Consider the following 22,696-nt stretch of genomic DNA (forward strand, 5'->3'; position numbering starts at 1 on the left):
AACCGCGCCCAGCGTTGTGCCACCCGGCCCCGATAACCCGCTAGGAGACCATGCCATCATCCTAGGCTTCGATGGCTATTTGATTCACGGCACCAACCAGCCCGATGGCATTGGCATGCGCGCAAGCCGAGGCTGTATCCGCATGTTACCCAAAGACATCGAATCTATATTTGACCGCATTCCACCCGGCACCCAAGTCAACATCATCAATCAGTCGATCAAGATAGGTTGGGAAGGCGGTCAGCCGCTGATTCAAGCCTTTCCGCCGCTTGGAGAAGAAGAGCACAGTATGACCGCACTCACAGAGACCATGACACGCCTAAACCAATACAATGTCGATAACGTAAACCTCGATTACGAGCAGCTCAGCGATGTCCTGTCACTCTCTAACGGGCTTATAACCCCCCTACATCCAAATCAGGAACAGGAACAGGAACAGGAACCACAGCGCCACAGCCCAGAAGAGAAGTCTATCAAGGCATTTATGAAGACCTGGATCTGATGTCATCTCAACGGTCATGACACGCCTTCTGGCACACCGTTGAGCCCTGGTATATAGGTAGAGAGCCATAGCCCCGTCCAAACGGCGGGGCGACATTCGCGCGGAGCCCTCCAAGTGACTGCGCGCTATCAGTGTCTTAGCACTCAATATCCAGAGGCAGCCAGTAGGTAACGTCACTCATTACCACCTGTATCCCGTCTGTCGTCCGCTCTACGGTCTGTTGTCGAAGCATTTTCTGCGTTACTTTTGTGTCATGGAAATACTCCATGGCAGCAACGATCCATGCCTCCCTCCAGGCCTCTCCTTGATCAGCACACCGGGCCATCGTCATCAGGGTGCGGGCTAGTGTTTCTTTTCGCCGCTTTCTTGCCCGTTTTACATCCACCCGAGGAGCCAACGTGGTGGCATGTTGGCGATTCAAGAAATTAGTAAACCCCGTCACCGAGGCTGCTTGTCCAGGCACCGCCTGCAAATAGTTGTCCACATCGCCCTGTTGAGGCAGTCGCTGCCCCTCCCGGTCAGTAGCGAGTAGCAATGCGGCTGCCGCTCTTAGTGCAAGTCGTGCGGAGGTGTGGGACGTTTTGCCCGCCTCTATACGGGTTTCTAATTGCTGCCAATAAGCATGCAGCGCTTTTTCTGATAAAGAAGCGGACGGCATAGACCTGAGACACGCTTTGATACGTCGTTTCTCTGAGTCGATCTTCTTTGCTTGGTGATCCGGCTCTACCCCTTGCTCTTCATGCAGCCATCGCATAAGAAGTCTTACACGCCGCAACCCCTCCGCCCCGAAGTGATGAAGCAGCTCCGAATAGCTCGGTATCCGTGACCATGCCTGGTCGATCTCAAGGAAGAACGAGAAGAAATGATTGATCTTGAGGGCAGCCTTATGCGGCCCTGTGGTACGAATCAGCCATTCACCAAATTCCCCAAAGGCCTCACTTAACGCTTGGGTAGTGATACCGGCTTGGCCAATGGTGATGCGTTTACGGCATGTTCGCGTCCAATAGCAGGGCTCACAGGCATCGCCTCGACCCGCTGGCATGGGATTGCCACACAATGGACAGGCAATTTTCCCTTGCTCATAACAGACGTTGCACAATGCGTCACCGCTGGATGTCATGACCAATAAGCGATGTCGACGACACGCGGAACAGGTACCGTGATCTGCCGTCGCACAGCGTGGACATAAGCGATGATCATGCCCCATACGCGTCACTCGGGTAAGACGTTGAGAGGGTTCCCCACACTCCTCGCAGGACTCTGACTCTCTGAAATAGGGAGCGCAGGCGATACAGACAGGGCCGTAGGGAGTGACCTTGCCGATGTTGTAGTCTGAACTGGCTTTTCCACATCGTGCACACGGTTTGTCGACTTCGCACTGACGACAGACGGCGTCTGGGTCATTCTTAGGCAAACGAGCTAACTCACCACATCGTGGGCACATCCGCTGCTTAAACTCACGAGCATAGCAAGTTGAGCAGTAACCATGCCCCTTATGGCGTCGCCACAATTTGGAGACTTCTCGACCACACTCATCGCAGTCTACCGTTTTGTGTTGCTTCAAGAGGTTGGCTCCGCTTTCATTCTCCGTTTTAAACGCGCCCATGAGGCTCTCACTGCGCGTTCCGACATGGGGCGATGAGCCGGTAGAGCACGGCGGCGATGCGGCCCATGAGGGTGATGAGATAACCGTGATAACAACGGCAACAATATAACGGGGGGTGACTTTCGGGAATCATGAAGCGCACTCGTTTTGACATTACAAGCGACCAGAGCGCTAAACGTTTCTTCAAGGCCTATACTTAGCAAACGCTCCACCGCCGCTAATAAAGCACAACGCTCGTTGACAGGCAGAAGCTCAAACGCCAACCCAGACACAGGCATTCGGCTATCCGTAATCGAAATGCCCAATGTTAGAAGCGCATCTGCGAGGGGTGACGCAGGCCGCCGACTTGCACGCCGAACAACGCCAACAAAGAAAGTCACCATAGAAAACCAATCGGCGGGTGCGATAGGGGCCTCCCTAAACGTCACGTTGCTTCTTGTTAAAGCACGATCAGCCATCACTTGGAAACTGAACGCTTCTGGTAAAGGCGACGTGCATACCGCCTTTCTAAAATCGTTATAACACCGGCTGCACTGAGCTAAATGTTGATCTTCTGCTGACAGGCGATGAGGCTCTATAGGGGCCTTGCATACCGGGCACTCATCTATCAGTTGCACCCCATGAAAGCGGCACCCAGTGTGCCAAGCGAATCGCCAGTGTCGGCGCAAGTAGGGGGCTGAGTCCTCTGCCAAACACAATGCACAAATCTGTTGTCCTCCATGGCGAGTTCGATTTCGGCTACCAAGGGCTAACAACCAGGGCCAAGTCCGCGTTTCCGGTAATGAGTAACCGGCCACTTTCTCACAATCGTCCCGCATCCCAGCTTTCTGAAACTCAGCGGACGATATCCCCGATGCATTGACTAATGGGCGCATTCTTACGAGGGGAATTTCCCTATCAATATCCCTTGTCCATATACGCCATGTTGGCCAGATAGCCCCGGTGAGCGACAAAGGATCACACCCCTGTCTCAACGCCGCCCGTACCAGCCATGAAGAAAGCGACTCTTCAGGCAACAGAGGCACACTCAGCGCCCAAGGCATTACAGCATCACCTCCCTAATGCCACGGGTAGGTCGCACCCATGATTTACTCTGAATAATTTTCTCATCGATACGTTCAGCCCCGGACAAAATAGCGGCATTGGCACACTCAATCAGCAGCCGGTGCAGGTCGCCAAAATTGCCGCCAGAGATCGCGTGAAGCTGGGTCGCCAATTGTGGCTCATGCAGTTGGGAAGGATGTTTGAGCGGTAATATCTTCTCAAAGCCAGCGAGCAGCTTCTGAAACTCCTGATTGAGCTCCCACTTCGGTAATGCAACCACATCAAAGCGACTCGCATGCTGCGGATCTGAATGCAGTACACGCACAGCATCCTGCGTACCCACACCAACGATGGGAATCATTAACTCATTGCATAGGAGCTTAATGGCATTCATCGTTTCGCGCTGCTTGACGGCACCACCGGTTAACAGTGAGTGGAACTCATCAATGATCAACAAGCGGGTATGGCAAGCCCGCAGTTGATGAATCACTTGGTAGCGCAGCTTAGGTACCGGGTCTGAAGGCCGATAGGGAGCCCAAAAGCTCTCTAACACTGCGATATACAGACTTTTCTCATCGGAACTCGGTGGGGCTTGAGTGACGATCACTGGTTTCACCGGTTCTACGTCTTCATTCACGTAGCCCTCACCGTACTGTTTACGAAACCGTTGAACGATGGTTGTCTTTCCGTTGTTGGAGTCACCCACGAGCAAGAGGTTAGGCATACGAGGACGACTAGGCTTCTCCATCAGCCCACGCATGACCTCAATGACACGATTGGCCAATGGATACCCCAACCATCGCGGTTGATCCATAAACTCCATTCGCTCTCTAGCGGACAGCCCCAAGACATGACGAAGATCAGGATGAAGGTGTGTGCTCATGATATGTCCCAGTTCACATCGATATCACCCGATAAGAGACCATCTTCCTGAGTGGGTGACTCTTGGGGGGCCGCGGTTGAGGGCGCATGTAAAAGGGGATCTGCAGGCGTCACCTTCTTCTCATGCTCTTTACGTCGTTGTGCCTGACGGCGACTTCGCTTGGTACGTGCTTGCGACTCCTCCACATGAGTTCGCAGTTCACTAATAGCGCGTAGGATTTCAGACTCATTGACCGAACTCCTGCCTTCCTGGCGAAGGCGCGCTTTGGCCTGGGCATGCTCCCAAACACTCATCGAGGGGAGGGCGAGATTTGCAAAGGGCACGCGAAAATAGTGCCCGAGCTCCGGGTCTTTGAACCAAACGACGCTAATGTCACGAGGGTCATGCCGAAACACAAAGGTGCGTTTCTTGCTTGGCGTATCTGGATCTTTGGCATTGATCCATGGCCTTAGCGCCTCATCGTAATAGTTCATGCCATCGATGGTCACACCAAAGGTCTGGATCGTGCGCTGAAAGCTGGGCAAAAAATCGAGCAATACAGAAAGTCTATCAGCAGGCCGTGGCGCTAAGCCAACTCCCTGCACGTCAGCATTGCCAAACACACCGATTTCCCATTTCCGCACCGGTGACATACCAATTCCAGAATGAAGACGCTGGTGGTAAACCTTACAAATCAACGTCACCAGCCACTCTTCAAACTCGCTTTTCGTCATGGCCGCGTGCTTCTCTGGATCGTACCCCTCTTTCTCTTTAATGGAGGAGAAGGTCGTCCCAGGCAGGTTATGGATTTCTTTGAGAATAGAGCCCAGCACCCGCTCAATATGGCCACCATAACGAGGCTGCTTAACAGGCCGAAACTCAAGGTTGATCCCATAGGCTAGGCATGAGCGCCGAAACGTCTCTGAGCGAAAATCTGGGCCGTTATCGACATGAATCGTGGCGGGTGTGCCCCATACCGGCCACTCAGCCTCCACATTATGCAGTAGCAACCACTCATCTTTAGGAAGCATGGAGTGCGCCACACACATGCCGACAGATGTTTCAGAGGGCGGGTCAAACGACAAGTAATACCCCGTGACCACACGGGTAAACACGTCCATGGCCAACGTAATCCATGGGCGACCAATCGGCTTGCGATACACGTCATCGACCAAAATAATATCGGCAGGCGTGTGGTCAATCTGCATGACCGCTAGCGGATAGTCAGCATTGGGAAACTTCCCGGCTGCTGGCTGGAACTTGTTAATGGCTTTGTCTCTAAAACCATGGCCACGCAACCGGTCACGCTCTGGGATATCACGCAGACGAGCACGAACGGTACCAGGGCTCGGCGGGTCGATGCGCCGTTCATGGCAACGCCGCATCACTTCCTGTACCGCCTTTTGTGCGGACGGACGCTGCAGCGTCAAATACACCTCTTTGATGACTTCCTGAATCACTGCCTCGGCATGCGCGGGAATACGCGACTTTCCCTTCTTCCACCCTGGCTTTTGAGGAATCAATGCGAGCACCGAGCCCGTCGCTTTATACCGCTTTAACCAACGGTAAATCGTAGCCGTATCAACCCCCGTTTGTTTCGCACGCTCCTCCGCTGCATCCCGCCCCACCGTACGGCGATCCACCAAGGGCTTAATGATCGAAAAGCGATGCTCGGCCTCTTGCCAATCGGCATCCCCAATCTCGGATATATCCTGATCAGGGAGCACAGACCCGCTATTGAGAGGCGCTAGTTCTTTGATGCGAAGCGGGCAACTACGCCCGGACTCAACGGCAATGCCAATGACTGTCTCAAAATCAAGCACCTGGGAAATTCGGTAAACGGTGCCATCTTTCTGAACCTGCTCACCCACCATGATCTGCAAGTGTTGGCGTGTTTGAGCGACGCCGCTATTGGGCTCAGTTGTGTTGCCACGATGATTATTCATAATCGGGTACCCACACCTCTGATAGAGGACTGAAAGATTGAGCCATATCGCAATCTAGCTGTCGGGTCGCCAGCAGATGCCATAAATGCGCAATCCCCTCTGCCCGATAAATATCGCCCATGAAGTGCCGAGACAGCAGGTAATCCAAAGTCGCCACCCCCATCTCCCTCACGGTGTTGAGGACTGCCTGGCTTTCGACAGAAGGAAACACCATCCGCTTATAGCGCGCTAGGAAGGTAATGTTGTCCAAGGTCTTATCACGAATGCGGCTTTCATCATGAATGCGAAACGCCCAGCCCTCGTTGTTGGCATGCCGTATCGCCGCCTTCCATTTAGGCGACCATTCACGCCAATGTGCTTGCCACTTTTCCCGTGGTTTGACCTCCACCAGGAGAGGTTTTGGGTAATCCCTGTAATGACGGTTACCGAGACGGTAATACACCAAATAGTCAGGTGTGTAGGTGTAGCGCCTACCGGTCACGGGATGATGAAACGGGATCTCGCACGGCTGGGAAATCACACCAAGGACGCTCACATCAAAGTCAGCCTTGATGAGGAAATCACGTTCGAGCGTCGACTCGAACGCAATAGACTCCTCCCCGCGAAAGGCATAGTAGCCAGACACACTTCGTCGCGTAGGGCCGATTTTACGAACGGATGTAGGCAGTGGCATGGGCAGTCGCACCAAATGTTGAATAAAACAAGGCCTGTCGCATCAATTGCTATTAATTCTGTCGCACTCAATCCTGTACAGACTACCATAATAGCCCGATATTACGCGCTGAGGGTCGCATCAATTGCTGAAAATGACAGTGGCTCCAGACCGCGTCCGGGAGAGGTGTCGCTGGCCCATCATGGCGTGCTGTTTCTGGACGAGCTGGCGGAATTTGATCGTGGTGTACTGGAAGTGATGCGTGAGCCGCTGGAGAGCGGCCGCATCCTCATCTCGCGTGCCAGCCACCAGCGGCGCTTTCCGGCACGTTTCCAGCTGGTGGCGGCGATGAACCCCTGCCCGTGCGGCTATCTTGGTGACAGCCGTCGCAACTGCAGTTGCACGCCGGCCCAGATCCAGCGCTATCAGGCGCGCCTGTCTGGCCCGCTGCTGGACCGTATCGATCTGCAGGTCGAGGTACCGGGACTGCCTGCTGAGGAGCTGACGTCCGCGACCCCCGGTGAGGCCTCGGACGCAGTGCGCGAACGGGTGCTGGCAGCCCGCGCTCGTCAATTGGCCCGCGGCGGGCTCAATGCCCATCTCGACACCCATGCCCTGGAAGCCGCCTGCCAGCTGGAGGACGGCGAGCGTCAGTGGCTGGCCGGTGTGCTGTCACGCCTCAATCTCTCGGCGCGTGCCTATCACCGGGTCTTGCGTGTCGCGCTGACGTTGAGTGATCTCATTGCGCAGGATGGCGTGCAGCGGCCCCAGCTGATGGAAGCCATCGGCTATCGTCAGCTGGACCGCATGATGGGGAGAGACCCGGCCCGCCCGGGAGCGGAACAGCGCAGCGCCTGAGCACTGCCTGTCGGGCCGCGTCGCCCGTTCAGAAGGACGGGCTGTCCGCGCCGGGAATGCCCTCACGGATCAGGCGCGAGAAGTCGCCGTCCGGGTGCTCGTCGGCGGCGATGGCGGCAGGGTTGATCAGACTTCTGGCCTTGAGCTCGGCGAAGGGCGCGGCGTCACTGAGCGCATCCTGGTCCGCGACATATTCCGGCAGATAGCCGGAGAGCAGCAGTCGATAGTCCAGCGGCAGGCCGTCGGTGAGGCGCGTCATCATCGCGTAGACGAGGGTGGTGCAGTTGCTGGTGGCGGTGTTGTAGAAGCGTGGCTGAGTGCGCAATGTCTCGGCTTCGTCGACGTAGGCCAGCAGCAATTCGCGGATCAGTTCGCGCGGCATCTGCACCCGATAGAGATGCACCTGCTCCCCGCGCACGTTGCTGCGCACGCGGATGATGTCGCGCTCGTCAGCGGCGATCACCGCCAGTTCGTACTCCTTGAACATCCCGCCCAGTGTCGAGAAGGCCTCGTCACGCTCCTTGCGGATTTCCACCGAGAAGGCCAGATGGCGTCCATCGGCGAAACCGAAGCTGACCAGCGTATGAGCGATCTGCGGCCCCATCCAGTGACTGGTCAACAGATCCACCGAGGTCAGTTGATCCAGAGGATAGTCCCGACTCTCCCAGCGCGGCGTGTAATCCTCAGGCGTGCGCCACTCGAAGTTGCGCACCTGTTCGAGGTGCAGGATGTCATCTTGGCTGAGGCTCCCCTCGACCAGATGTTCGACCTCCGGCGCCCAGTCGCGGTCCGCACGCGGGGTGATGCTGTTCCACCAGCCGAGGCTGGCGACCAACAGCATCAGGTAGCTGCCCGCCAGTCGCCAGCGAATCGCATGGAGTTGCGGCCACCACAGCGCAATGACACAGATGAGGCTCAGCGCACCCGCGAGGACGGCCAGTGTCGTGCGAAGCCCCTCCGGTCCCGGCAGGCGGAACCACAGGGCAGGCATCAGCCACAGGCTCGCCCCCAGCAAGGCAAGGCTGGTGACGCTGCGGAGCACGATGCTGGTCAGGCTCATCGGCCGGCACTCATGCGCGATTCTCTTCGACGATGGCCTGCTCGAGGCGCGCCAGTCGACCCGGCACCAGGCTGTCCTCCAGGGTCGAGATGCGCAGGATATGGCCGAGGGCCGGGTGAGGGGAGCGGGTGATCAGCACGCCCTGCGCCATCAGTTGCTGCTGAACCTGAGCGGCCCGCTCGGCGCTCTTGAGGCGCACGCAGAGGAAGTTGGTGGCACTGGGGAGGACGTCAGCCCCCAGCGAGCGCAGGTGCTCGGCAAGCTGATCACGAGACTGGATGACCGCGGCGACGTGAGTCGCGGCTTCTTCGGGATGCTCCAGCAGCAGCTCGCCGGCTGCCAGTGCCGGCGCGCTGACGGCATAGTGGATCCGAACCTTGGTCAGAAGGGCGAGATCCTCACGCTCGGCGATCATGAAGCCGAGACGCAGGCCCGCCAGTCCATAAGCCTTGGAGAAGGTGCGCAGCCGGAAGGTACGAGCCATCGGGGCATTGTCGGCCTGCGCCGCATCGGGGCGGAAGTCGTGATAGGCCTCGTCCAGCAGCAGGCTGCAGTCCGCTGGGAGCGCATCACGCAGTGCTCGGACATCTTCATCCGAGTGCAGGTGCCCGCTGGGGTTGTCCGGGTTGGCGAGATAGACGACACGGGCCGCATGCTGACTTGCCGCCGCGGCGAGTGCGGCGAGATCCGGTGCCAGCTGGGCGAAATGGAGGGCATCATCAGAGGCATGGGCTTCGGTATATGGCACTTCAATGACCTCAGCACCGAGACCGCGCGCAAAGTACGCCAGTGTGGGGTAGGTGCCGGCACTGGTGATCACGCGCTCTCCCGCACAGATGGTGGCGCGCATCACCAGCGCCAGCAGGCTGTCGGCGCCGGCGTCGACCAGCAGCGTCTCGTAGGCGACGCCCAGGCGCTCGGCCAGTTGATGGCGCAGTTGCCAGGCATCGGCGTCCGCGTAGCTGCGGCTCAGGTCTGCCAGGGCATGGCCCAGCTCGCCGCCGAGTACCGCGTGGGGCATGTCGAGCCCTTCATTGGAGCCGTACTGATGCGGCAGCGCATGCCCCAGTCTGCGTTCCAGCGCCTTGATGCCGGGGAACGGGTTGTGCGGTCCCTCCTGATAAAGGTGGGCCAGGAAACGGCGGGGAGTGGCGGTAGTCATCTTGGCTCCAGAGGCGGTAACGGATGACGCCGGGAGGCAGGAGGTGGCCATGCGGCGTCAGAGAGTGAGTCGAGGAGACAGTGGGCGCTCAGGAGGCAGGTCGCGCACTGGCAAGGGCGTCAAGCGCCGCCTGATCGAAGGCGCCGCTGAGCGTGAATGTCCGGGTCTGCTGGCGCTCCGCGCTGAGACGGCGCACCAGCTCCAGTGTCAGCTGGTAGGGCTGCAGGGTGCGGTCGGAGAGCCTCAGGGGGCCACCGCTGGTATCCAGGCGTGCCACGAGGCGCCATTGCAGACTGTCGATGCCGGGGCGATCGTTGCTCCAGTTGAGCACCTGCGGGCCATCCTTGAGCGCCAGCAGGGCACGTGTCAGCGCTTCATTGAGTGCGCCGGGCTGCACCTCGAGACTGGTATCCACTTCAGGAGGTGCCAGCAGCAGGACCTGCTCGCCCAGTGGCGGGGTCCAGCTCTGCTCATCCAGCAGGCGGGCAGCACTCTGGCCCAGGCCGTAGATGGGGTCGCGCTCCGCGCGTGGCACCTGATCCAGTCCCATGCAGCCGGTCAGACCGGTGATCAGCATCAGGCTCGCCAGTGTTCGCAGCCCGCGACTCATTCGTGACATGCCGGGGCGCCTCCCCTGCCATCAGGGGCCTCAAGTTCCGGGCGCGGCGACAGCGCATCGAGGAAGGCATCCAGCTCGGCGAACAAGGCCGTGCGAATCGGCTCGGCCTCATTGACCAGATGATGCTGCGCCTCGGGGTGGCGATGAATCCGCGCGTTGGGGAACTTGCTGGCCAGCACGTCGAGATTCCACTGCCAGTCCACCGTGGTGTCCTGTTCGCCCTGCAGGATCAGGGTGGGTAGCGAGCAGGGCGGGAGGGCCTGCAGGCGTGGAATCCAGGCGCGCATGGCCGAGACCCACTTCACGGCGAGTCGATCCGCCTGAAGCGGGTCGTTGGTGCTCAGGAACTCGTAGAACGCCGCGTCATTGGTATTCGCGCGGTACTTGCGCGGAATGGAGTCGATGAAGGGGCGCGCCATGCTATGCAGCCAGCGGGACTGCGGCCACCCCCAGGGGCGAACCAGCGGGGCGAGCAGCGCGATTCCCTGCCAGCGCGAGTCACTGCCACGCATCAGGGCGTCGGTGGCCAGCACGGAGCCGCCGGTGCTCTGACCGATCCCGAACCAGGGGTGCGGCGCCAGATCATGGACTTCCAGGTACTCCTTAAACGCCTGCAGGCAGCCGACATAGTCACCGAAGTCATCGATGGAAGCCGGCTCGCCGGAGGACAGGCCATGCCCCGGCAGGTCCCACAGCGCGACCTGCCAGCCCTGTTTCAGCAGGTGGGCCAGCAGGTGACGATACAGCGCGAGGTGATCGAAATATCCATGCACCACGAAGATGGTGCCGCGCGGGCTCGGGGGAGTCCACAGCTGTGCCCACAGACGAAAATCGCCAGCATCGAGGTGTCCGGCATGTACGGTGACATGTGCGCTGCGCAGTTCATCCAGGCCATAGTGGCTCAGGTAACAGGCCAGCGGGCTGGTCGTCTGACCGGGCAGACACTCAGGCAGACGAATGAAAGGGCCATAATCGAGCAGTGCGCTGAAGTCGGGCATGGTGATCTCCATAATGCTGCCATGCTAGCGGCTGGAGCTGTCGTGAGCCATAGGAAAAAACAGTGTTTCTTCATACAAGGGCTGCGTGTCGCGAACTGCCAGCATTCGCCATGCCATTTCCAGAACACGGTAATCCGGTTTCAGCCTCTTGTTCATTGGTCAAAGCCCCGCTTCCGCCAGCCACGGCATCGGGTATGGTGAAGTGATCCACAACCGCCCGGCAGATGATTCATTCCACGTACGGTTCGTCAGTTGATATTCGTTTCCAGGGAGAGCACACGCATGACCGATCGCATTCAACTTGAACGTCTGGCCATTGATGCCGGACTGCACCGCTTCATCGAGGAGGAAGCGTTGCCCGGTTCCGGTATCGCCTCGGCCGACTTCTGGTCCGGCGTCGATGCGTTGCTGCACGAGCTGGCGCCACGCAATCGCGAGCTGCTGGAAACGCGCGAACAGCTGCAGGCCAGCATCGACCAGTGGCACCGTGAGCATCCCGGCAAGGTCGAACTGCCCGCCTACAAGGCCTTCCTGAAGGAGATCGGCTACCTGGAAGACGAGCCGGCCAGTGTCGAGGCCACCACCGCCAACGTGGACAGCGAGATCTGCCAACAGGCAGGACCGCAGCTGGTCGTGCCGGTGATGAATGCCCGGTACGCCCTGAACGCCGCCAATGCGCGCTGGGGCTCACTCTATGACGCCCTCTACGGCACCGACGCGATCAGTGATGACGATGGCGCCGAGCGCGGCAAGGACGACTACAACCCGGTGCGGGGCGCCAAGGTGGTGGCCTACGCACGCCAGGTGCTGGATACCATCGCGCCGCTGGCTGGCGGTACGCACCATGATAGCGAGGGGTACTCCATTCGTGACGGCCACCTGCTGGTGCGGGTCGGCGGGCGTGACCTGAGCCTCAAGTCGCCGGAACGCTTCCTCGGCTATCGCGGCGACGAAAGCGCGCCAAGCGCGATCATCTTCGCGCACAACGGGCTGCACGCGGAGCTCGTGATCGACGCCGAGCACCCCATCGGCAAGACCGACCCCGCCAACGTCAGTGACCTGATCATGGAGGCTGCGCTCTCCACCATCATGGACTGCGAGGACTCGGTGGCCGCGGTGGATGCCGACGACAAGGTGACCGTCTATCGCAACTGGCTGGGCCTGATGAAGGGCGATCTGACCGAGACGCTGGAGAAGAAGGGTCGCCAAATGACGCGCAGGCTGAACGCGGACCGTGAATACACCGGCGCCGATGGCACCACCCGCGTGCTGCATGGTCGCTCGCTGATGCTGATCCGCAACGTGGGCCATCTGATGACCAACCCGGCCATCCTGCTGGAAGATGGCAGCGAGGCGCCGGAAGGCATCATGGATGCCATCTTCACCAGTCTGATCGCGCTGCATGATCTCAAGGGTGACAAGGACAGCCGTGGCGGTATCTGCAACTCGCGCACCGGCTCCGTCTACATCGTCAAGCCCAAGATGCACGGTCCGTCCGAGGTCGCCTTCGCTGACGAGCTGTTCTCGCGTGTCGAGCAGCTGCTGGGCCTGCCGGACTCCACCCTCAAGATGGGCATCATGGACGAGGAGCGTCGTACCACCGTCAACCTCAAGGCCTGCATCGCCGCGGCCAGTTCCCGTGTGGCCTTCATCAATACCGGCTTCCTGGATCGCACTGGTGACGAGATGCACACCTCGATGGAAGCTGGTCCGATGCTGCGCAAGGGCGACATGAAGGGGGCGGCCTGGATTCAGGCCTATGAGAAGTGGAACGTGGATATCGGGCTGGAATGCGGTCTGCGGGGGCGCGCCCAGATCGGCAAGGGCATGTGGGCGATGCCGGACCTGATGGCGGCGATGCTGGAGCAGAAGATCGGCCATCCCCGCGCCGGTGCCAATACCGCCTGGGTCCCGTCACCGACCGCGGCCGTGCTGCATGCGCTGCATTATCACCAGGTCTCGGTGAAGGACGTGCAACATGACCTGCTCAGTCGCCCGCGCGCCAGTCTCGATGACCTGCTGACCATTCCGCTGGAGCTTGATCCCCAGTGGAGTGCCGAGGAGATCCAGGCCGAGCTGGACAACAACGCCCAGGGGATTCTCGGCTATGTGGTGCGCTGGATCGATCACGGCACCGGTTGCTCCAAGGTGCCGGACATCCACGATGTCGGCCTGATGGAAGACCGCGCCACGCTGCGCATCTCCAGCCAGCACATCGCCAACTGGCTGCATCATGGCATCGTCGACAACGCCCAGGTGCAGGACACGCTGGAGCGCATGGCGGGCGTGGTGGATCGTCAGAACGCTGCGGACCCCAGCTATCAGGCGATGACGGCGGATCTCGAGGGCTCCATCGCCTTCCAGGCTGCCTGCGAGCTGGTATTCCAGGGACGAGTGCAGCCGAGTGGCTATACCGAGCCGGTACTGCATCGCCGCCGCCTCGAGAAGAAGCAGCAGGCTCACTGAGGCAGCGTCAGCGCTGCGCCATGAGCGTGGCACTGCGGATGCGGATCTTGGACATGCACGACGGCGGCTCTCGAGCCGTCGTCGTGCTTTCTGGCGATGCCATATTTCCCGAGGCGGCATTTGACGCTAGCCTTGCCCCCAGTAGCGCGCAACCGTACGATCAGCGCCCGCTCAGCCACTGCAGCGCCTGAAACGCGATGGTGTGGCGATCCCTGGTCACCACGCCTGTGTGTGTCGGTGCCACCAATCTGTCGTAGTCATCCTGTCGAGGAGAACGTCATGCCCGTCATGCACGCTGCTGCCATCGAGGACTTTCTCGATGATGTCTTCCCCCAGCGCCTGGGCACCATAGAAGCCGTGGGGGATGGCTGGGCCACCATGGGACTGGCCATCGAGGACGAGCATCTGCGTCCCGGAGGCAGCGTCTCCGGTCCGGCGATGATGGCGTTGGCCGATGTCTGTCTGTATGTCGCGATCCTGGGGGAGATCGGCCCGGAGCCGATGGCCGTGACCAGTGATCTCAACATCCATTTCCTGCGCCGTGCCCGCGGTGACCGGGATCTGATGGCCACCGCACGCCTCCGCAAGCTCGGGCGGCGTCTCGCCGTGGGCGAGATCGAGCTGTTCAGCCATGGCGACACGGACCCGGTCGCTCTCGTGACCGCAACCTATGCCTTGCCGGATCGCGATGACTAGCGGCAGGTGGTGGGGGTGATCGCCCCGCTACAGCTTGTTGGCATCCTTTTCCTCGCTGCCGCGCTGACGCCAGCCGGTGATGGCCAGGCTCAGCCAGCCCGCGATCAGCAGCAAGCCACCGATGGGCGTGATGATGCCCAGCTGGGTGCGCGCCGTGGTGGCCAGCGCATACAGTGAACCGGAAAACAGCAGCATCCCGGCCGCCCACAGCCCCAGCGTCAGCATCTGCCCGCGCAGGGGCTGCACCGAGCGCCAGGCCAGCACGCCGACCGCCGCCAGCACGTGCCACATCTGATAGCGCACGCCGGTCTCGAAGACGCGCAGCATGTCCGCGCTCAGAGTGCCGCGCAGGCCATGACTGGCGAAGGCGCCCAGCGCGATGGTGGACATGCCGGCCAGGCCCATGGCCAGCCACCAGTGGCGGGAGTGGGAGTCGTTGTGACGCATAGAGAGAAAATTCCTTGAGGGCAGGTGGCGAGGGCATATCGTACCGACGATGTTGTGCCTACGCCTGTCCACGTAAAGCCGCTACAATGGCGGCCTCTTTTCGCGGGAGGACAGCATGCAGATACAGCTAAACGGTGAAGATCATGTGGTGGCGGATGCCATGACAGTCGCCGCTCTGGTCGAGAGTCTCGGACTTCAGGGCCGCCGCCTGGCAGTCGAGCGCAACGAGGACATCGTGCCACGTAGCGCTCACGCCGACACCCTTCTGCAGGCCGGTGATCGCATCGAGATCGTCCACGCCATCGGTGGTGGTTGAACGTCCCGCTGCCAGGGTCGATAGCTTTCACTTCACGCTCGCTCACGTCCAGCTCGATGAGGTCATCATGACAGACAGTTCTGCCCAGACGCTTAACGCCCCCGTCACCCAGGTCGCCGGTGACAGTCCGCTGGTCGTCGCCGGTCGCGAGTTCTCCTCGCGCCTGCTGGTCGGCACCGGCAAGTACAAGGACATGGATGAGACCCGTTCCGCCATCGAGACCTCCGGCGCGGAAGTGGTCACCTTCGCGGTGCGTCGCACCAATCTGGGCCAGAATGCCGATGAGCCGAATCTGCTCGACGTGCTGTCGCCCAGTCGCTATACCTTCCTGCCCAATACCGCCGGTTGCTACAACGCGCGTGACGCGGTGCGTACCTGCAAGCTGGCGCGTGAACTGCTGGATGGCCACAATCTGGTCAAGCTGGAAGTGCTGGGCGATCAGGACACGCTGTATCCCAATATCGTCGAGACCCTCAAGGCCGCCGAGGAGCTGGTCGCCGATGGCTTCGACGTGATGGTGTATACCTCCGACGACCCCATCGTCGCCCGTCAGCTCGAGGAGATCGGCTGCTGCGCCATCATGCCGCTGGGCTCGCTGATCGGCTCCGGCCTCGGCATCCTCAACCCGCATACCCTGTCGCTGATCATCGAGCGCGCCAACGTGCCGGTGCTGGTGGATGCCGGGCTGGGCACGGCGTCCGAGGCGGCCTTCGCGATGGAGCTCGGCTGTGATGGCGTGCTGATGAACAGCGCCATCGCCCATGCTCGCCAACCGCTGCTGATGGCGGACGCCATGCGCCAGGCCGTGATCTCCGGCCGTGGTGCCTTCCTGGCGGGACGCATGCCGACTCGCCTGACGGCGCGCGCTTCCTCGCCGGGGGCCGGCCTGATCACCGGCTGACCTCCTGAATCATTCGAATCCGATGCTCGCGCATCGCTCATGCAAAGACCAAGACGACCCCATGACTGACGAGACTTCCAAGCCGCAGGACGACACGTCCACTTCCGCTCCTGCTGACGATGCGCAGCAAGAGAGCGTGCAGAACGAGAGCGTGCAGAACGAAAGCGCGCAAGCGATCCCTTCCGTGGCGGATGAAGCCGTCGCCCGCAAGCGTGGCATCAAGAGCTACGTGATCCGCGGTGGGCGCATGACACAGGCCCAGACCCGCGGGCTCGAAGAGGTCTTCCCGCGCCTTGGTCTGCGTCACGAGCAGGGCGAGCTGGACCTCGAGGCGCTGTTCGGTCGCCGTGCGCCGCTGGTGATCGAGGTCGGCTTCGGCATGGGCAAGTCGCTGTGCGAGCAGGCTCAGGCCAATCCGGGCACCGACTTCATCGGGATCGAGGTGCATGCCCCGGGTGTCGGCAAGCTGCTGGATGATGTCGACAAGCTGGGTCTGACCAATCTGCGCGTCTATCGTCACGATGCATTGGAAGTGCTGGCTGACTGCGTGCCGGCAGGGTGTGCCGACACCTTCCAGCTGTTCTTCCCGGACCCGTGGCCGAAGAAGAAACACCACAAGCGTCGCATCGTGCAGCCGGCCTTCGTCGAGCTGGTGCGTCGTGTGCTCAAGCCGGGCGGTCACTTCCACATGGCCACCGACTGGGAGAACTACGCCGAGGCCATGGCCGAAGAGATGGCCGAGGCACCGGGCTTCGTCAACACGGCTCCGGCCGAGAGCGCCCCCTATGTGCCGCGTCCGGATTTCCGTCCGCTGACCAAGTTCGAGCAGCGCGGCGAGCGTCTCGGTCACGGCGTGTGGGATCTGATCTTCGTCAAGCAGGACTGATTCGCGCCTCGTGCGCAGTGGCGGCATCATCACGATGCTGCATCGCGGCCGCCTTCGGGTGGCCGCTTGCGTCTGAGACCCGCCGCTTTTGCCTTTCTCTTCCCACCTCGTCTCGAGAGCTGATGACCATGACGACGCCCACCCCTGAACCGGCTGACCGGCCGACCATGACGCCACTGACGACCCTGACCTGCCCACTGGATGCCCAGCGGCTGATGCGAGATGGCCAGAGCTGGTGCTGCGCCGATGGCCATCGCTTCGATATCGCGCGTCAGGGGCACGTCAATCTGCTGCCGGTGCAGCGCAAGCGCAGTCTGGACCCCGGTGACAGCAAGGCGATGGTCAGCGCTCGCCAGCGGCTGTTCGCCCTCGGTGGCTATCAGCCTCTCGCCTCGGCGCTGGCACGACGAGTGCTGGCGCTGGCAGGGCAGGCAAGTGCGCTGGCCGTGCTGGATGCCGGCTGTGGGGAAGGCTTCTATCTGCGTCAGCTGGCAGGCGCTGCCGATGAGCAGCAGCTCTCGCTGACGGCGGCGGGACTGGATATCTCCAAGCACGCGGTGCTGGCGGCAGCGAAGCAGTCACGCGATGCCGCCTGGCTGGTGGGCACCAACGCGGCACTGCCGTTGGAAGACGCCTGTGTGGATGTGGTGATCTGCGCCTTCGGCTTCCCCGCCTGGCAGGAGTTCGCGCGTGTGCTCAAGCCCGGGGGCCATGTGGTGCTGTTGGAGGCGGGAGCCGAGCACCTGCTGGCGTTGCGCAGAATTCTCTACCGGGAGCTGAAGCCCGCGCGTGGCGAGGCCGGGGTGATGGCCGCCGAAGCCGCAGGTTTCGTGGTGGAGGGGGAGGTCGAGCATCTGCATGCAGGGCTTTCATTGACCAGCAATGAGCAGATCTGGGATCTGCTGACCATGACCCCGCATCTGTATCGTGCCGAGCGTGATGGTCTGGCACGAGCCGAAGCCATGACGGCCTTGGCGGTCGAGCTGCACGCGGAACTGAGGGTGTTCACGCGAGAGGAGGCACAAGGCGCGGCGTAAATAGAAATTCTTCGCATTTGGCTTGCAAAAGCAAATGAGAATGATTATCTTGTCTGTGCGGTGTCCGGGCAGACATCGCAGGGCGCAAGCCCATCCGCGGCGGCGGAGTCAGGCCCCCGCTGCGGAGTTTCTCCTCATCAAGCTAGTCACGGTCTTGGGCATCCTCATTTGGGATGCCCTTTTTCTTGTGTGCGGTTCATGCCGAGAGCCCTCAGGTCGCGAGCCGCGACGGAGCCTCCATCATGTCGCCAGCCACAGGGGCAGGGTCAGCATCGCCAGCAGCGTCTGCGCGGTGATCAGCGCCGCCATCAGTTCGGCATTGCCACCCAGCTGGCGCGCCAGAATGTAGGCTGACGTAGCAGTGGGCAGCGCGGCAAACAGGATGGCGACATCGCGTGCCACGCCAGTCAGGCCAACGCCGGCGCACAGCCCCACCACCAATGCCGGCATCGCCAGCAGCTTCAGCAGACTCGCCAGCCATGCCACGCTGCCACTGTTCATCAGTACTCGTGGTCGCAGCGCCACGCCTACCGCCACCAACCCCAGTGGCAACGCCGCGCGCCCCAGCAATGTCAGTGCATCACCGCTCCAGCCCGGCAGGCCGATGCCGCTGAGATTGAGCGCCGTTCCCGCCAGGCAGGCCAGCACCAGAGGGTTGCGGGTCAGCGCCTTGAGTGAGCGCAGCAGTCCGCCGTCACCCAGAGTGCCGGCACCGATGAACGCCAATACGCACAGCAGGTTGGCCGCTGGCACCATCAGGGCCAGCGCCACCGCCGCGACGGTCGCACCGGCACTGCCATGCAGCGCTGCCGCGCCGGCCACGCCGACGTAGCTGTTGAAGCGGATGCTGCCCTGGAAGAGTGAGGTGAAGGACGCGGCATCGCCCAGCTGGCGGCTCAGCCAGTCGGGGGCATGACGCCACCCCAGCCACAGCGCGGCAGCGAACAGCAGCATCGAGCCCAGCATCACGCAGGCCAGAGGGATGACCGGGACGCTGGCCATGTCAGCGCGCGCCAGGGTGGACATCAGCATGGCAGGGAACAGCACGTAATAGATGAGGCGTTCCAGCTCGCTCCAGAACCCCTCGCCCGGGAAGCGCTTCCAGCCCAGCAAGGCGCCCGCGACGATGAGCAGGAAGAGAGGACCGAGCGCCTGTTGTACACTTGCCATTCTGTCTCCTGGACGTGCTCACGGTGCGGATGGGGCGTCGTGGCCAAGAACGTCTCGTGCCTCGACGTGACACGATGTCTCGGCGGCTGCGCCCGCCGGGGGGCCTGATAAGCTTGTCATGAGTGGCTCACCTGCGCATTCATTCATGTGTCTTAGCCTGTCGGCCTGTTTGCCACGCGACTGTCTCCTCCTGTTCCGGCGTGCTGCCGGATTGTCATCGGAACCGCCATGTATCGCGCCGAAGAAGAAAATGCCCGCCCGCCCTTGCTCAACCTGCTGATCATGGTGACGCTGCTCACCATCGTCGTATCGCTCTATTACCTGATCGACTACTACCTTGTACGTGACGGCAGCAACGGCAAGGTCACCTGGTTCGCCCCCAACCAGTCCTGCGAACTCAGCCATGCGCCCTGCAGTGCCGAGCTGGGGCGCTTCGGGCGTATCACGCTCGCACTCGATGGTGACATCAGCCCGCTGACGCCGCTGGGTATCCGGGTGATCACGGAAGATGTGGCACCCGAGGGCGTGGAGGTCGATTTCATCGGTCGCCACATGGACATGGGGGTCAAGCGCAGTCTGCTGACCACCCGGGATGCGCCGACGCAGGCACGTCAGCACTGGTCGGGGGAAGGACAGCTCGGTTTCTGCAGCAGTGCCACCATGGCATGGCGAGCACAGGTGATCGTGACCACTGAACGTGGCCGCCTGGGCAGCTGGTTCGACTTTGACAGCCATCCGCCTGCCTCCACGGCGGAGCAGCTCGAAAGCTCGGTCAACCAGCTGTTCTCCCCTGACGAAAGAAGCGTCCGGCGAGACAGCTAGCGCGCGGCGAGGCGTGAGGCGTCTGACCGGCAGGCCACCACTGACAAGGAGTCCAGGCATGCAGGAGGAGAACAGGCAGACCCTGCGCTGGCTGATGCTGGGCGTGGTGGGTGTCGTGGCACTGGTGGGCGCGGGGGTGACATGGCAGGCCCTTCACCGACCGTCGGCGCCGGTGTCCGGCATGCAGGCGTGGGCGAGCCTTGGCGGGCCCATCCAGTTGACATCGGCACGGGGCGACTTCCGGCTCGCCGAGGTCAGCATGGGGGAGGCCGCACCACCGGATGCCACGCCGGTGGTGGCACTCTATTTCGGCTATACCCAATGTCCGGATGTCTGCCCGATGACGCTGGCGGCCCTGCGCCAGGTGCTGACCGAGTTGCCGGCGTCGGCGGCCGCTCGCGTGGTACCGGTGCTTGTCTCTCTGGACCCTGAGCGTGATACGCCAGCACGTCTTGCCACCTATGCCGGGCACTTTGGTCCGCGTTTCATCGGGGTCACGGGCAGCGATACCGAACTGGCCGAGATCGCGCGTCGCTACGGGGTCAGTCATCGGCGTGTCGATGCCCCGGATTCCGCGCTGGGCTATACCGTGGATCATGGTGCGGCGCTGTATCTCGTCTCCGCGCAGGGGCGCATCTACGATCGCATTCCCTTCACGCCAGGCGCGGCCGGCATTCGGGCCGGCCTGACTCGCGTGCTGAACGAGACCGCTCCCTGACGTCTCCTTGTCGTGCTGTCATGTGCGTCTCGGACACGAGGGAAATACACATTGTCCACAAGTTGGCAAGAGCCTGTGACGAGAATTGTGGATAATCATTCCGCCATCTTTCAGCAACCTGCTGTTTTTGAAGGTAGACTTTTGTATCTCAACAAAATCAATAAGTTAAGGCGTACATTGCCGATTTCGGGAGTCAGTGTTCACTTTGCCGCCACCCCTGACGGCCGCTGAGTTGCCATGTATCACGGCCGGTTGTCAACCTGTGGTTAATAGCTTCCCCACAGAATTATCCACAGGCAGATCGCTCACCTGGAGGCCCGTTTCACGCTGCCTGACCCGTCGCGGGATGCCTCCTGTACAATGAAAAAGCCGCCCCTGAGGGCGGCTTTTTTCTGGCTGACGGCGCGCATTCGCGCGTCAGGGATTACTTCGCGGCATCTGCCTTGGTCACGTCGAGCAGCTCGACCTTGAAGGTCAGCGTCTCGTTCGGGCCGATCGGGCCGCCAGTGCCAGCCTTGCCGTAGGCGAGGTCGGCCGGGATGTAGAGCATCCAGGTATCCCCGACGCTCATTTCCTGCAGCGCTTCCTGCCAGCCCTTGATGACCTGGTTGACCTTGAAGCTGACCGGCTCGCCACGCTGGTAGGAGCTGTCGAAGACGGTGCCGTCCAGCAGCTTGCCTTCATAGTTCACCTTGACGGTGTCTTCCGCGTCCGGGCTCTCGCCGTCACCGGATTTCAGCACCTTGTACTGCAGGCCGGAATCCAGGGTCTTCACGCCATCCTGCTTGGCGTTCTCGGCGAGGAACTTGTCACCGGCCGCCTTGTTGTCGGCCGCCTGCTGTTCGGCCATCTGCTGCTGCTCTTCCATCTTCTTCTGCTGGAACTTCGAGAGCGCATCGGCAATTTCCTGATCGCTCATCTTCATGTCGCCCTTGGCATAGACGTCACGCACGGCTTGCGTGAAGGCATCCAGGTCAAGATCAGTGATGTCCTGAGACAGGCTCTTGCCCAGTGTCGCACCGATGCCGTAGCTGAGCTGTGCCTGGTCGTCAGAGAGGCTGTCGTCGGCGGCAAAGCTGAACGGGGTAACCAGGAGGGCGCCGAGCGCGACGGCACTAACCAGCTGTTTCATGAAAACTCCTTCAGGATGGGATGGGCCTGAGACGGGCCCGAAACGCATATGCGGCACGCAGCGTGGCATGACCATGCTGATGCTCCGGTGCTACTGGGACTCTAACAGTCGCGTACAAGTTCCGCATCTGCCATTAGGGTTGAGACGAGCTTCGCCCGGCGCGGCTCGTGGCCAGCAGGTGCAGGGCACGTGCGATGCTGTCGTCGCCCTCGTCGAGCGCCGCCTGACCGGTAAGCTGTCGCAGCGACTGCAGGAAGGCGCGTCGGGGGTCATGGCATGACATGAAAGGTGACGTGGGAGCATGGGCCGGAGGGCTGAGGGCTTCCAAGCGTGCCAGCGCTCCCTGCTCCGCCGACAGTTCACAGGCCTTCAATTGCTGATACAGCGTTTCCAGCCGGCGCGTGGTGGCCGCGCTTCGCGTGTCGGTTGGCTCCGTCAGGCGCTGCTTGAGCTGTCGGCGACGCTCGCGCAGTGTCACGGTCATCCCGCGTTGCCAGTCACGCACCTCACCGAGCAGCAGGCACGGCGAGGCACCCAGCGCCACACCGCGTGCGGCCAGCCAGTGAATCCATAGAAGCTCGCAGACATCGAGACCGGCCTCGTCCTGCAGCAGCAGACAGGCACTCATCACGTCAGTCGGCCCTGCGCCATCTTCCTGGTCGTAGGGCAGGCCCTGAGGAGCAGGCTGTGCGTAGAGGGACAGCGCGTAGTCCCACAATCCGGTAGAATGTGCGCCCATCAAGTCGGCTTTCCTGTGGCTCATGGCGGTCAAGCCTGTGGTTCACGGCGGTCATGC

The 22,696-nt window shown here is 61.3% G+C and carries 22 protein-coding genes and 1 pseudogene; 10 read left to right on the forward strand and 13 right to left on the reverse strand.

The window, feature by feature from the left end; all coding sequences use genetic code 11:
- A partial coding sequence (locus ACZYGA_RS14665; RefSeq protein WP_479399457.1) for a L,D-transpeptidase occupies nucleotides 1-502 on the forward strand: 502 nt, incomplete at its 5' end.
- Between the two features lie 136 nt (nucleotides 503-638).
- On the opposite strand, the gene ACZYGA_RS14670 is transcribed toward ACZYGA_RS14665, so the two are convergent.
- From ACZYGA_RS14670 to ACZYGA_RS14690, 5 genes are all read right to left on the reverse strand, one after another.
- Nucleotides 639-1,622 carry a hypothetical protein gene (locus ACZYGA_RS14670; RefSeq protein WP_225347471.1) on the reverse strand — a complete coding sequence of 328 codons (984 nt, stop codon included), beginning with the start codon at nucleotides 1,620-1,622 and terminating at the stop codon, nucleotides 639-641.
- Between the two features lie 440 nt (nucleotides 1,623-2,062).
- The gene (locus ACZYGA_RS14675) at nucleotides 2,063-3,151 is read right to left on the reverse strand and encodes a TniQ family protein (protein ID WP_175088986.1); all 1,089 of its coding nucleotides are present in this window, start codon (nucleotides 3,149-3,151) and stop codon (nucleotides 2,063-2,065) included.
- A complete protein-coding gene (locus tag ACZYGA_RS14680) occupies nucleotides 3,151-4,035 on the reverse strand; it encodes a TniB family NTP-binding protein (protein WP_479399459.1) in 885 nt (294 codons plus the stop codon). Before ACZYGA_RS14680 ends, ACZYGA_RS14675 begins: the two co-directional genes overlap by 1 nt.
- A complete protein-coding gene (locus ACZYGA_RS14685; protein WP_479399460.1) occupies nucleotides 4,032-5,960 on the reverse strand; it encodes a transposase in 1,929 nt (642 codons plus the stop codon). Before ACZYGA_RS14685 ends, ACZYGA_RS14680 begins: the two co-directional genes overlap by 4 nt.
- A complete protein-coding gene (locus ACZYGA_RS14690) occupies nucleotides 5,953-6,585 on the reverse strand; it encodes a TnsA endonuclease N-terminal domain-containing protein (RefSeq protein WP_225347472.1) in 633 nt (210 codons plus the stop codon). The genes ACZYGA_RS14685 and ACZYGA_RS14690 overlap by 8 nt, the downstream gene beginning before the upstream one ends.
- A 189-nt stretch (nucleotides 6,586-6,774) precedes the next feature.
- Here ACZYGA_RS14690 and ACZYGA_RS14695 point away from each other — a divergent pair.
- Nucleotides 6,775-7,470: pseudogene (locus ACZYGA_RS14695) on the forward strand (ATP-binding protein); the annotation flags it as partial.
- A 28-nt stretch (nucleotides 7,471-7,498) separates the two neighbouring features.
- Here the strand turns inward: ACZYGA_RS14695 and ACZYGA_RS14700 are convergent.
- The 4 genes from ACZYGA_RS14700 to ACZYGA_RS14715 form a co-directional block, all read right to left on the reverse strand.
- Nucleotides 7,499-8,530: an Lnb N-terminal periplasmic domain-containing protein gene (locus ACZYGA_RS14700; RefSeq protein WP_479399462.1), complete on the reverse strand. Its 1,032-nt coding sequence runs from the start codon at nucleotides 8,528-8,530 to the stop codon at nucleotides 7,499-7,501.
- A gap of 10 nt (nucleotides 8,531-8,540) precedes the next feature.
- Nucleotides 8,541-9,692 carry a pyridoxal phosphate-dependent aminotransferase gene (locus ACZYGA_RS14705; RefSeq protein WP_479399464.1) on the reverse strand — a complete coding sequence of 384 codons (1,152 nt, stop codon included), beginning with the start codon at nucleotides 9,690-9,692 and terminating at the stop codon, nucleotides 8,541-8,543.
- Nucleotides 9,693-9,780: 88 nt separating this feature from the next.
- Nucleotides 9,781-10,311, reverse strand: a complete 531-nt coding sequence (locus ACZYGA_RS14710) for a hypothetical protein (RefSeq protein WP_157109506.1) — start codon at nucleotides 10,309-10,311, stop codon at nucleotides 9,781-9,783.
- A complete protein-coding gene (locus ACZYGA_RS14715; protein WP_479399466.1) occupies nucleotides 10,299-11,309 on the reverse strand; it encodes an alpha/beta hydrolase in 1,011 nt (336 codons plus the stop codon). The genes ACZYGA_RS14710 and ACZYGA_RS14715 overlap by 13 nt, the downstream gene beginning before the upstream one ends.
- A gap of 282 nt (nucleotides 11,310-11,591) precedes the next feature.
- Between ACZYGA_RS14715 and ACZYGA_RS14720 the strand changes: the two genes are divergently transcribed.
- Nucleotides 11,592-13,775 (forward strand): malate synthase G, encoded by a 2,184-nt coding sequence (locus ACZYGA_RS14720; protein ID WP_479399468.1) that lies wholly within the window; start codon nucleotides 11,592-11,594, stop codon nucleotides 13,773-13,775.
- 279 nt (nucleotides 13,776-14,054) lie between these two features.
- Entirely contained in the window at nucleotides 14,055-14,471 is a 417-nt protein-coding gene (locus ACZYGA_RS14725; RefSeq protein WP_077379595.1) for a PaaI family thioesterase, read from the forward strand.
- Between the two features lie 27 nt (nucleotides 14,472-14,498).
- Here ACZYGA_RS14725 and ACZYGA_RS14730 read toward each other — a convergent pair whose 3' ends face one another.
- On the reverse strand, nucleotides 14,499-14,918 hold the full coding sequence (locus ACZYGA_RS14730; protein ID WP_077379593.1) for a DUF423 domain-containing protein: 420 nt from the start codon (nucleotides 14,916-14,918) through the stop codon (nucleotides 14,499-14,501).
- A gap of 115 nt (nucleotides 14,919-15,033) precedes the next feature.
- Between ACZYGA_RS14730 and thiS the strand changes: the two genes are divergently transcribed.
- The 4 genes from thiS (at nucleotide 15,034) to ACZYGA_RS14750 (ending at nucleotide 18,058) form a co-directional block, all read left to right on the forward strand.
- Nucleotides 15,034-15,234 (forward strand): sulfur carrier protein ThiS, encoded by a 201-nt coding sequence (gene thiS, locus ACZYGA_RS14735; RefSeq protein WP_077379591.1) that lies wholly within the window; start codon nucleotides 15,034-15,036, stop codon nucleotides 15,232-15,234.
- Between the two features lie 67 nt (nucleotides 15,235-15,301).
- Complete coding sequence (locus ACZYGA_RS14740; RefSeq protein ID WP_077379589.1) at nucleotides 15,302-16,135, forward strand: thiazole synthase; 834 nt, start codon at nucleotides 15,302-15,304, stop codon at nucleotides 16,133-16,135.
- 61 nt (nucleotides 16,136-16,196) lie between these two features.
- Nucleotides 16,197-17,021 (forward strand): tRNA (guanosine(46)-N7)-methyltransferase TrmB, encoded by an 825-nt coding sequence (gene trmB, locus ACZYGA_RS14745; protein WP_084209509.1) that lies wholly within the window; start codon nucleotides 16,197-16,199, stop codon nucleotides 17,019-17,021.
- A 128-nt stretch (nucleotides 17,022-17,149) separates the two neighbouring features.
- The gene (locus ACZYGA_RS14750; RefSeq protein WP_479399470.1) at nucleotides 17,150-18,058 is read left to right on the forward strand and encodes a putative RNA methyltransferase; all 909 of its coding nucleotides are present in this window, start codon (nucleotides 17,150-17,152) and stop codon (nucleotides 18,056-18,058) included.
- A 240-nt stretch (nucleotides 18,059-18,298) separates the two neighbouring features.
- Here ACZYGA_RS14750 and ACZYGA_RS14755 read toward each other — a convergent pair whose 3' ends face one another.
- The gene (locus ACZYGA_RS14755; RefSeq protein ID WP_077379585.1) at nucleotides 18,299-19,228 is read right to left on the reverse strand and encodes an AEC family transporter; all 930 of its coding nucleotides are present in this window, start codon (nucleotides 19,226-19,228) and stop codon (nucleotides 18,299-18,301) included.
- A 228-nt stretch (nucleotides 19,229-19,456) separates the two neighbouring features.
- On the opposite strand from ACZYGA_RS14755, the gene ACZYGA_RS14760 reads away from it, so the two are divergent.
- Entirely contained in the window at nucleotides 19,457-20,050 is a 594-nt protein-coding gene (locus ACZYGA_RS14760; RefSeq protein ID WP_077379583.1) for a hypothetical protein, read from the forward strand.
- Nucleotides 20,051-20,108: 58 nt separating this feature from the next.
- The gene (locus ACZYGA_RS14765; RefSeq protein WP_479399472.1) at nucleotides 20,109-20,768 is read left to right on the forward strand and encodes an SCO family protein; all 660 of its coding nucleotides are present in this window, start codon (nucleotides 20,109-20,111) and stop codon (nucleotides 20,766-20,768) included.
- Nucleotides 20,769-21,192: 424 nt separating this feature from the next.
- Here the strand turns inward: ACZYGA_RS14765 and ACZYGA_RS14770 are convergent, their stop codons facing one another.
- Nucleotides 21,193-21,900, reverse strand: a complete 708-nt coding sequence (locus ACZYGA_RS14770; protein ID WP_077379579.1) for a BamJ family beta-barrel-assembly machinery protein — start codon at nucleotides 21,898-21,900, stop codon at nucleotides 21,193-21,195.
- A gap of 133 nt (nucleotides 21,901-22,033) precedes the next feature.
- On the reverse strand, nucleotides 22,034-22,639 hold the full coding sequence (locus ACZYGA_RS14775; protein WP_479399474.1) for a TIGR02444 family protein: 606 nt from the start codon (nucleotides 22,637-22,639) through the stop codon (nucleotides 22,034-22,036).
- Nucleotides 22,640-22,696 lie beyond the last annotated feature (57 nt).

It is taken from the genome of Cobetia sp. BL01, from assembly GCF_056493605.1.

Bases quoted from the DNA above. Each gene is read 5' to 3' on its own strand.
- ACZYGA_RS14670 (WP_225347471.1), bottom strand. From the start codon at position 1,622: ATGACATCCAGCGGTGACGCATTGTGCAACGTCTGTTATGAGCAAGGG.
- ACZYGA_RS14675 (WP_175088986.1), bottom strand. From the start codon at position 3,151: ATGCCTTGGGCGCTGAGTGTGCCTCTGTTGCCTGAAGAGTCGCTTTCT.
- ACZYGA_RS14680 (WP_479399459.1), bottom strand. From the start codon at position 4,035: ATGAGCACACACCTTCATCCTGATCTTCGTCATGTCTTGGGGCTGTCC.
- ACZYGA_RS14685 (WP_479399460.1), bottom strand. From the start codon at position 5,960: ATGAATAATCATCGTGGCAACACAACTGAGCCCAATAGCGGCGTCGCT.
- ACZYGA_RS14700 (WP_479399462.1), bottom strand. From the start codon at position 8,530: ATGAGCCTGACCAGCATCGTGCTCCGCAGCGTCACCAGCCTTGCCTTG.
- ACZYGA_RS14705 (WP_479399464.1), bottom strand. From the start codon at position 9,692: ATGACTACCGCCACTCCCCGCCGTTTCCTGGCCCACCTTTATCAGGAG.
- ACZYGA_RS14710 (WP_157109506.1), bottom strand. From the start codon at position 10,311: ATGTCACGAATGAGTCGCGGGCTGCGAACACTGGCGAGCCTGATGCTG.
- ACZYGA_RS14715 (WP_479399466.1), bottom strand. From the start codon at position 11,309: ATGCCCGACTTCAGCGCACTGCTCGATTATGGCCCTTTCATTCGTCTG.
- ACZYGA_RS14720 (WP_479399468.1), top strand. From the start codon at position 11,592: ATGACCGATCGCATTCAACTTGAACGTCTGGCCATTGATGCCGGACTG.
- ACZYGA_RS14725 (WP_077379595.1), top strand. From the start codon at position 14,055: ATGCCCGTCATGCACGCTGCTGCCATCGAGGACTTTCTCGATGATGTC.
- ACZYGA_RS14730 (WP_077379593.1), bottom strand. From the start codon at position 14,918: ATGCGTCACAACGACTCCCACTCCCGCCACTGGTGGCTGGCCATGGGC.
- thiS (WP_077379591.1), top strand. From the start codon at position 15,034: ATGCAGATACAGCTAAACGGTGAAGATCATGTGGTGGCGGATGCCATG.
- ACZYGA_RS14740 (WP_077379589.1), top strand. From the start codon at position 15,302: ATGACAGACAGTTCTGCCCAGACGCTTAACGCCCCCGTCACCCAGGTC.
- trmB (WP_084209509.1), top strand. From the start codon at position 16,197: ATGACTGACGAGACTTCCAAGCCGCAGGACGACACGTCCACTTCCGCT.
- ACZYGA_RS14750 (WP_479399470.1), top strand. From the start codon at position 17,150: ATGACGACGCCCACCCCTGAACCGGCTGACCGGCCGACCATGACGCCA.
- ACZYGA_RS14755 (WP_077379585.1), bottom strand. From the start codon at position 19,228: ATGGCAAGTGTACAACAGGCGCTCGGTCCTCTCTTCCTGCTCATCGTC.
- ACZYGA_RS14760 (WP_077379583.1), top strand. From the start codon at position 19,457: ATGTATCGCGCCGAAGAAGAAAATGCCCGCCCGCCCTTGCTCAACCTG.
- ACZYGA_RS14765 (WP_479399472.1), top strand. From the start codon at position 20,109: ATGCAGGAGGAGAACAGGCAGACCCTGCGCTGGCTGATGCTGGGCGTG.
- ACZYGA_RS14770 (WP_077379579.1), bottom strand. From the start codon at position 21,900: ATGAAACAGCTGGTTAGTGCCGTCGCGCTCGGCGCCCTCCTGGTTACC.
- ACZYGA_RS14775 (WP_479399474.1), bottom strand. From the start codon at position 22,639: ATGGGCGCACATTCTACCGGATTGTGGGACTACGCGCTGTCCCTCTAC.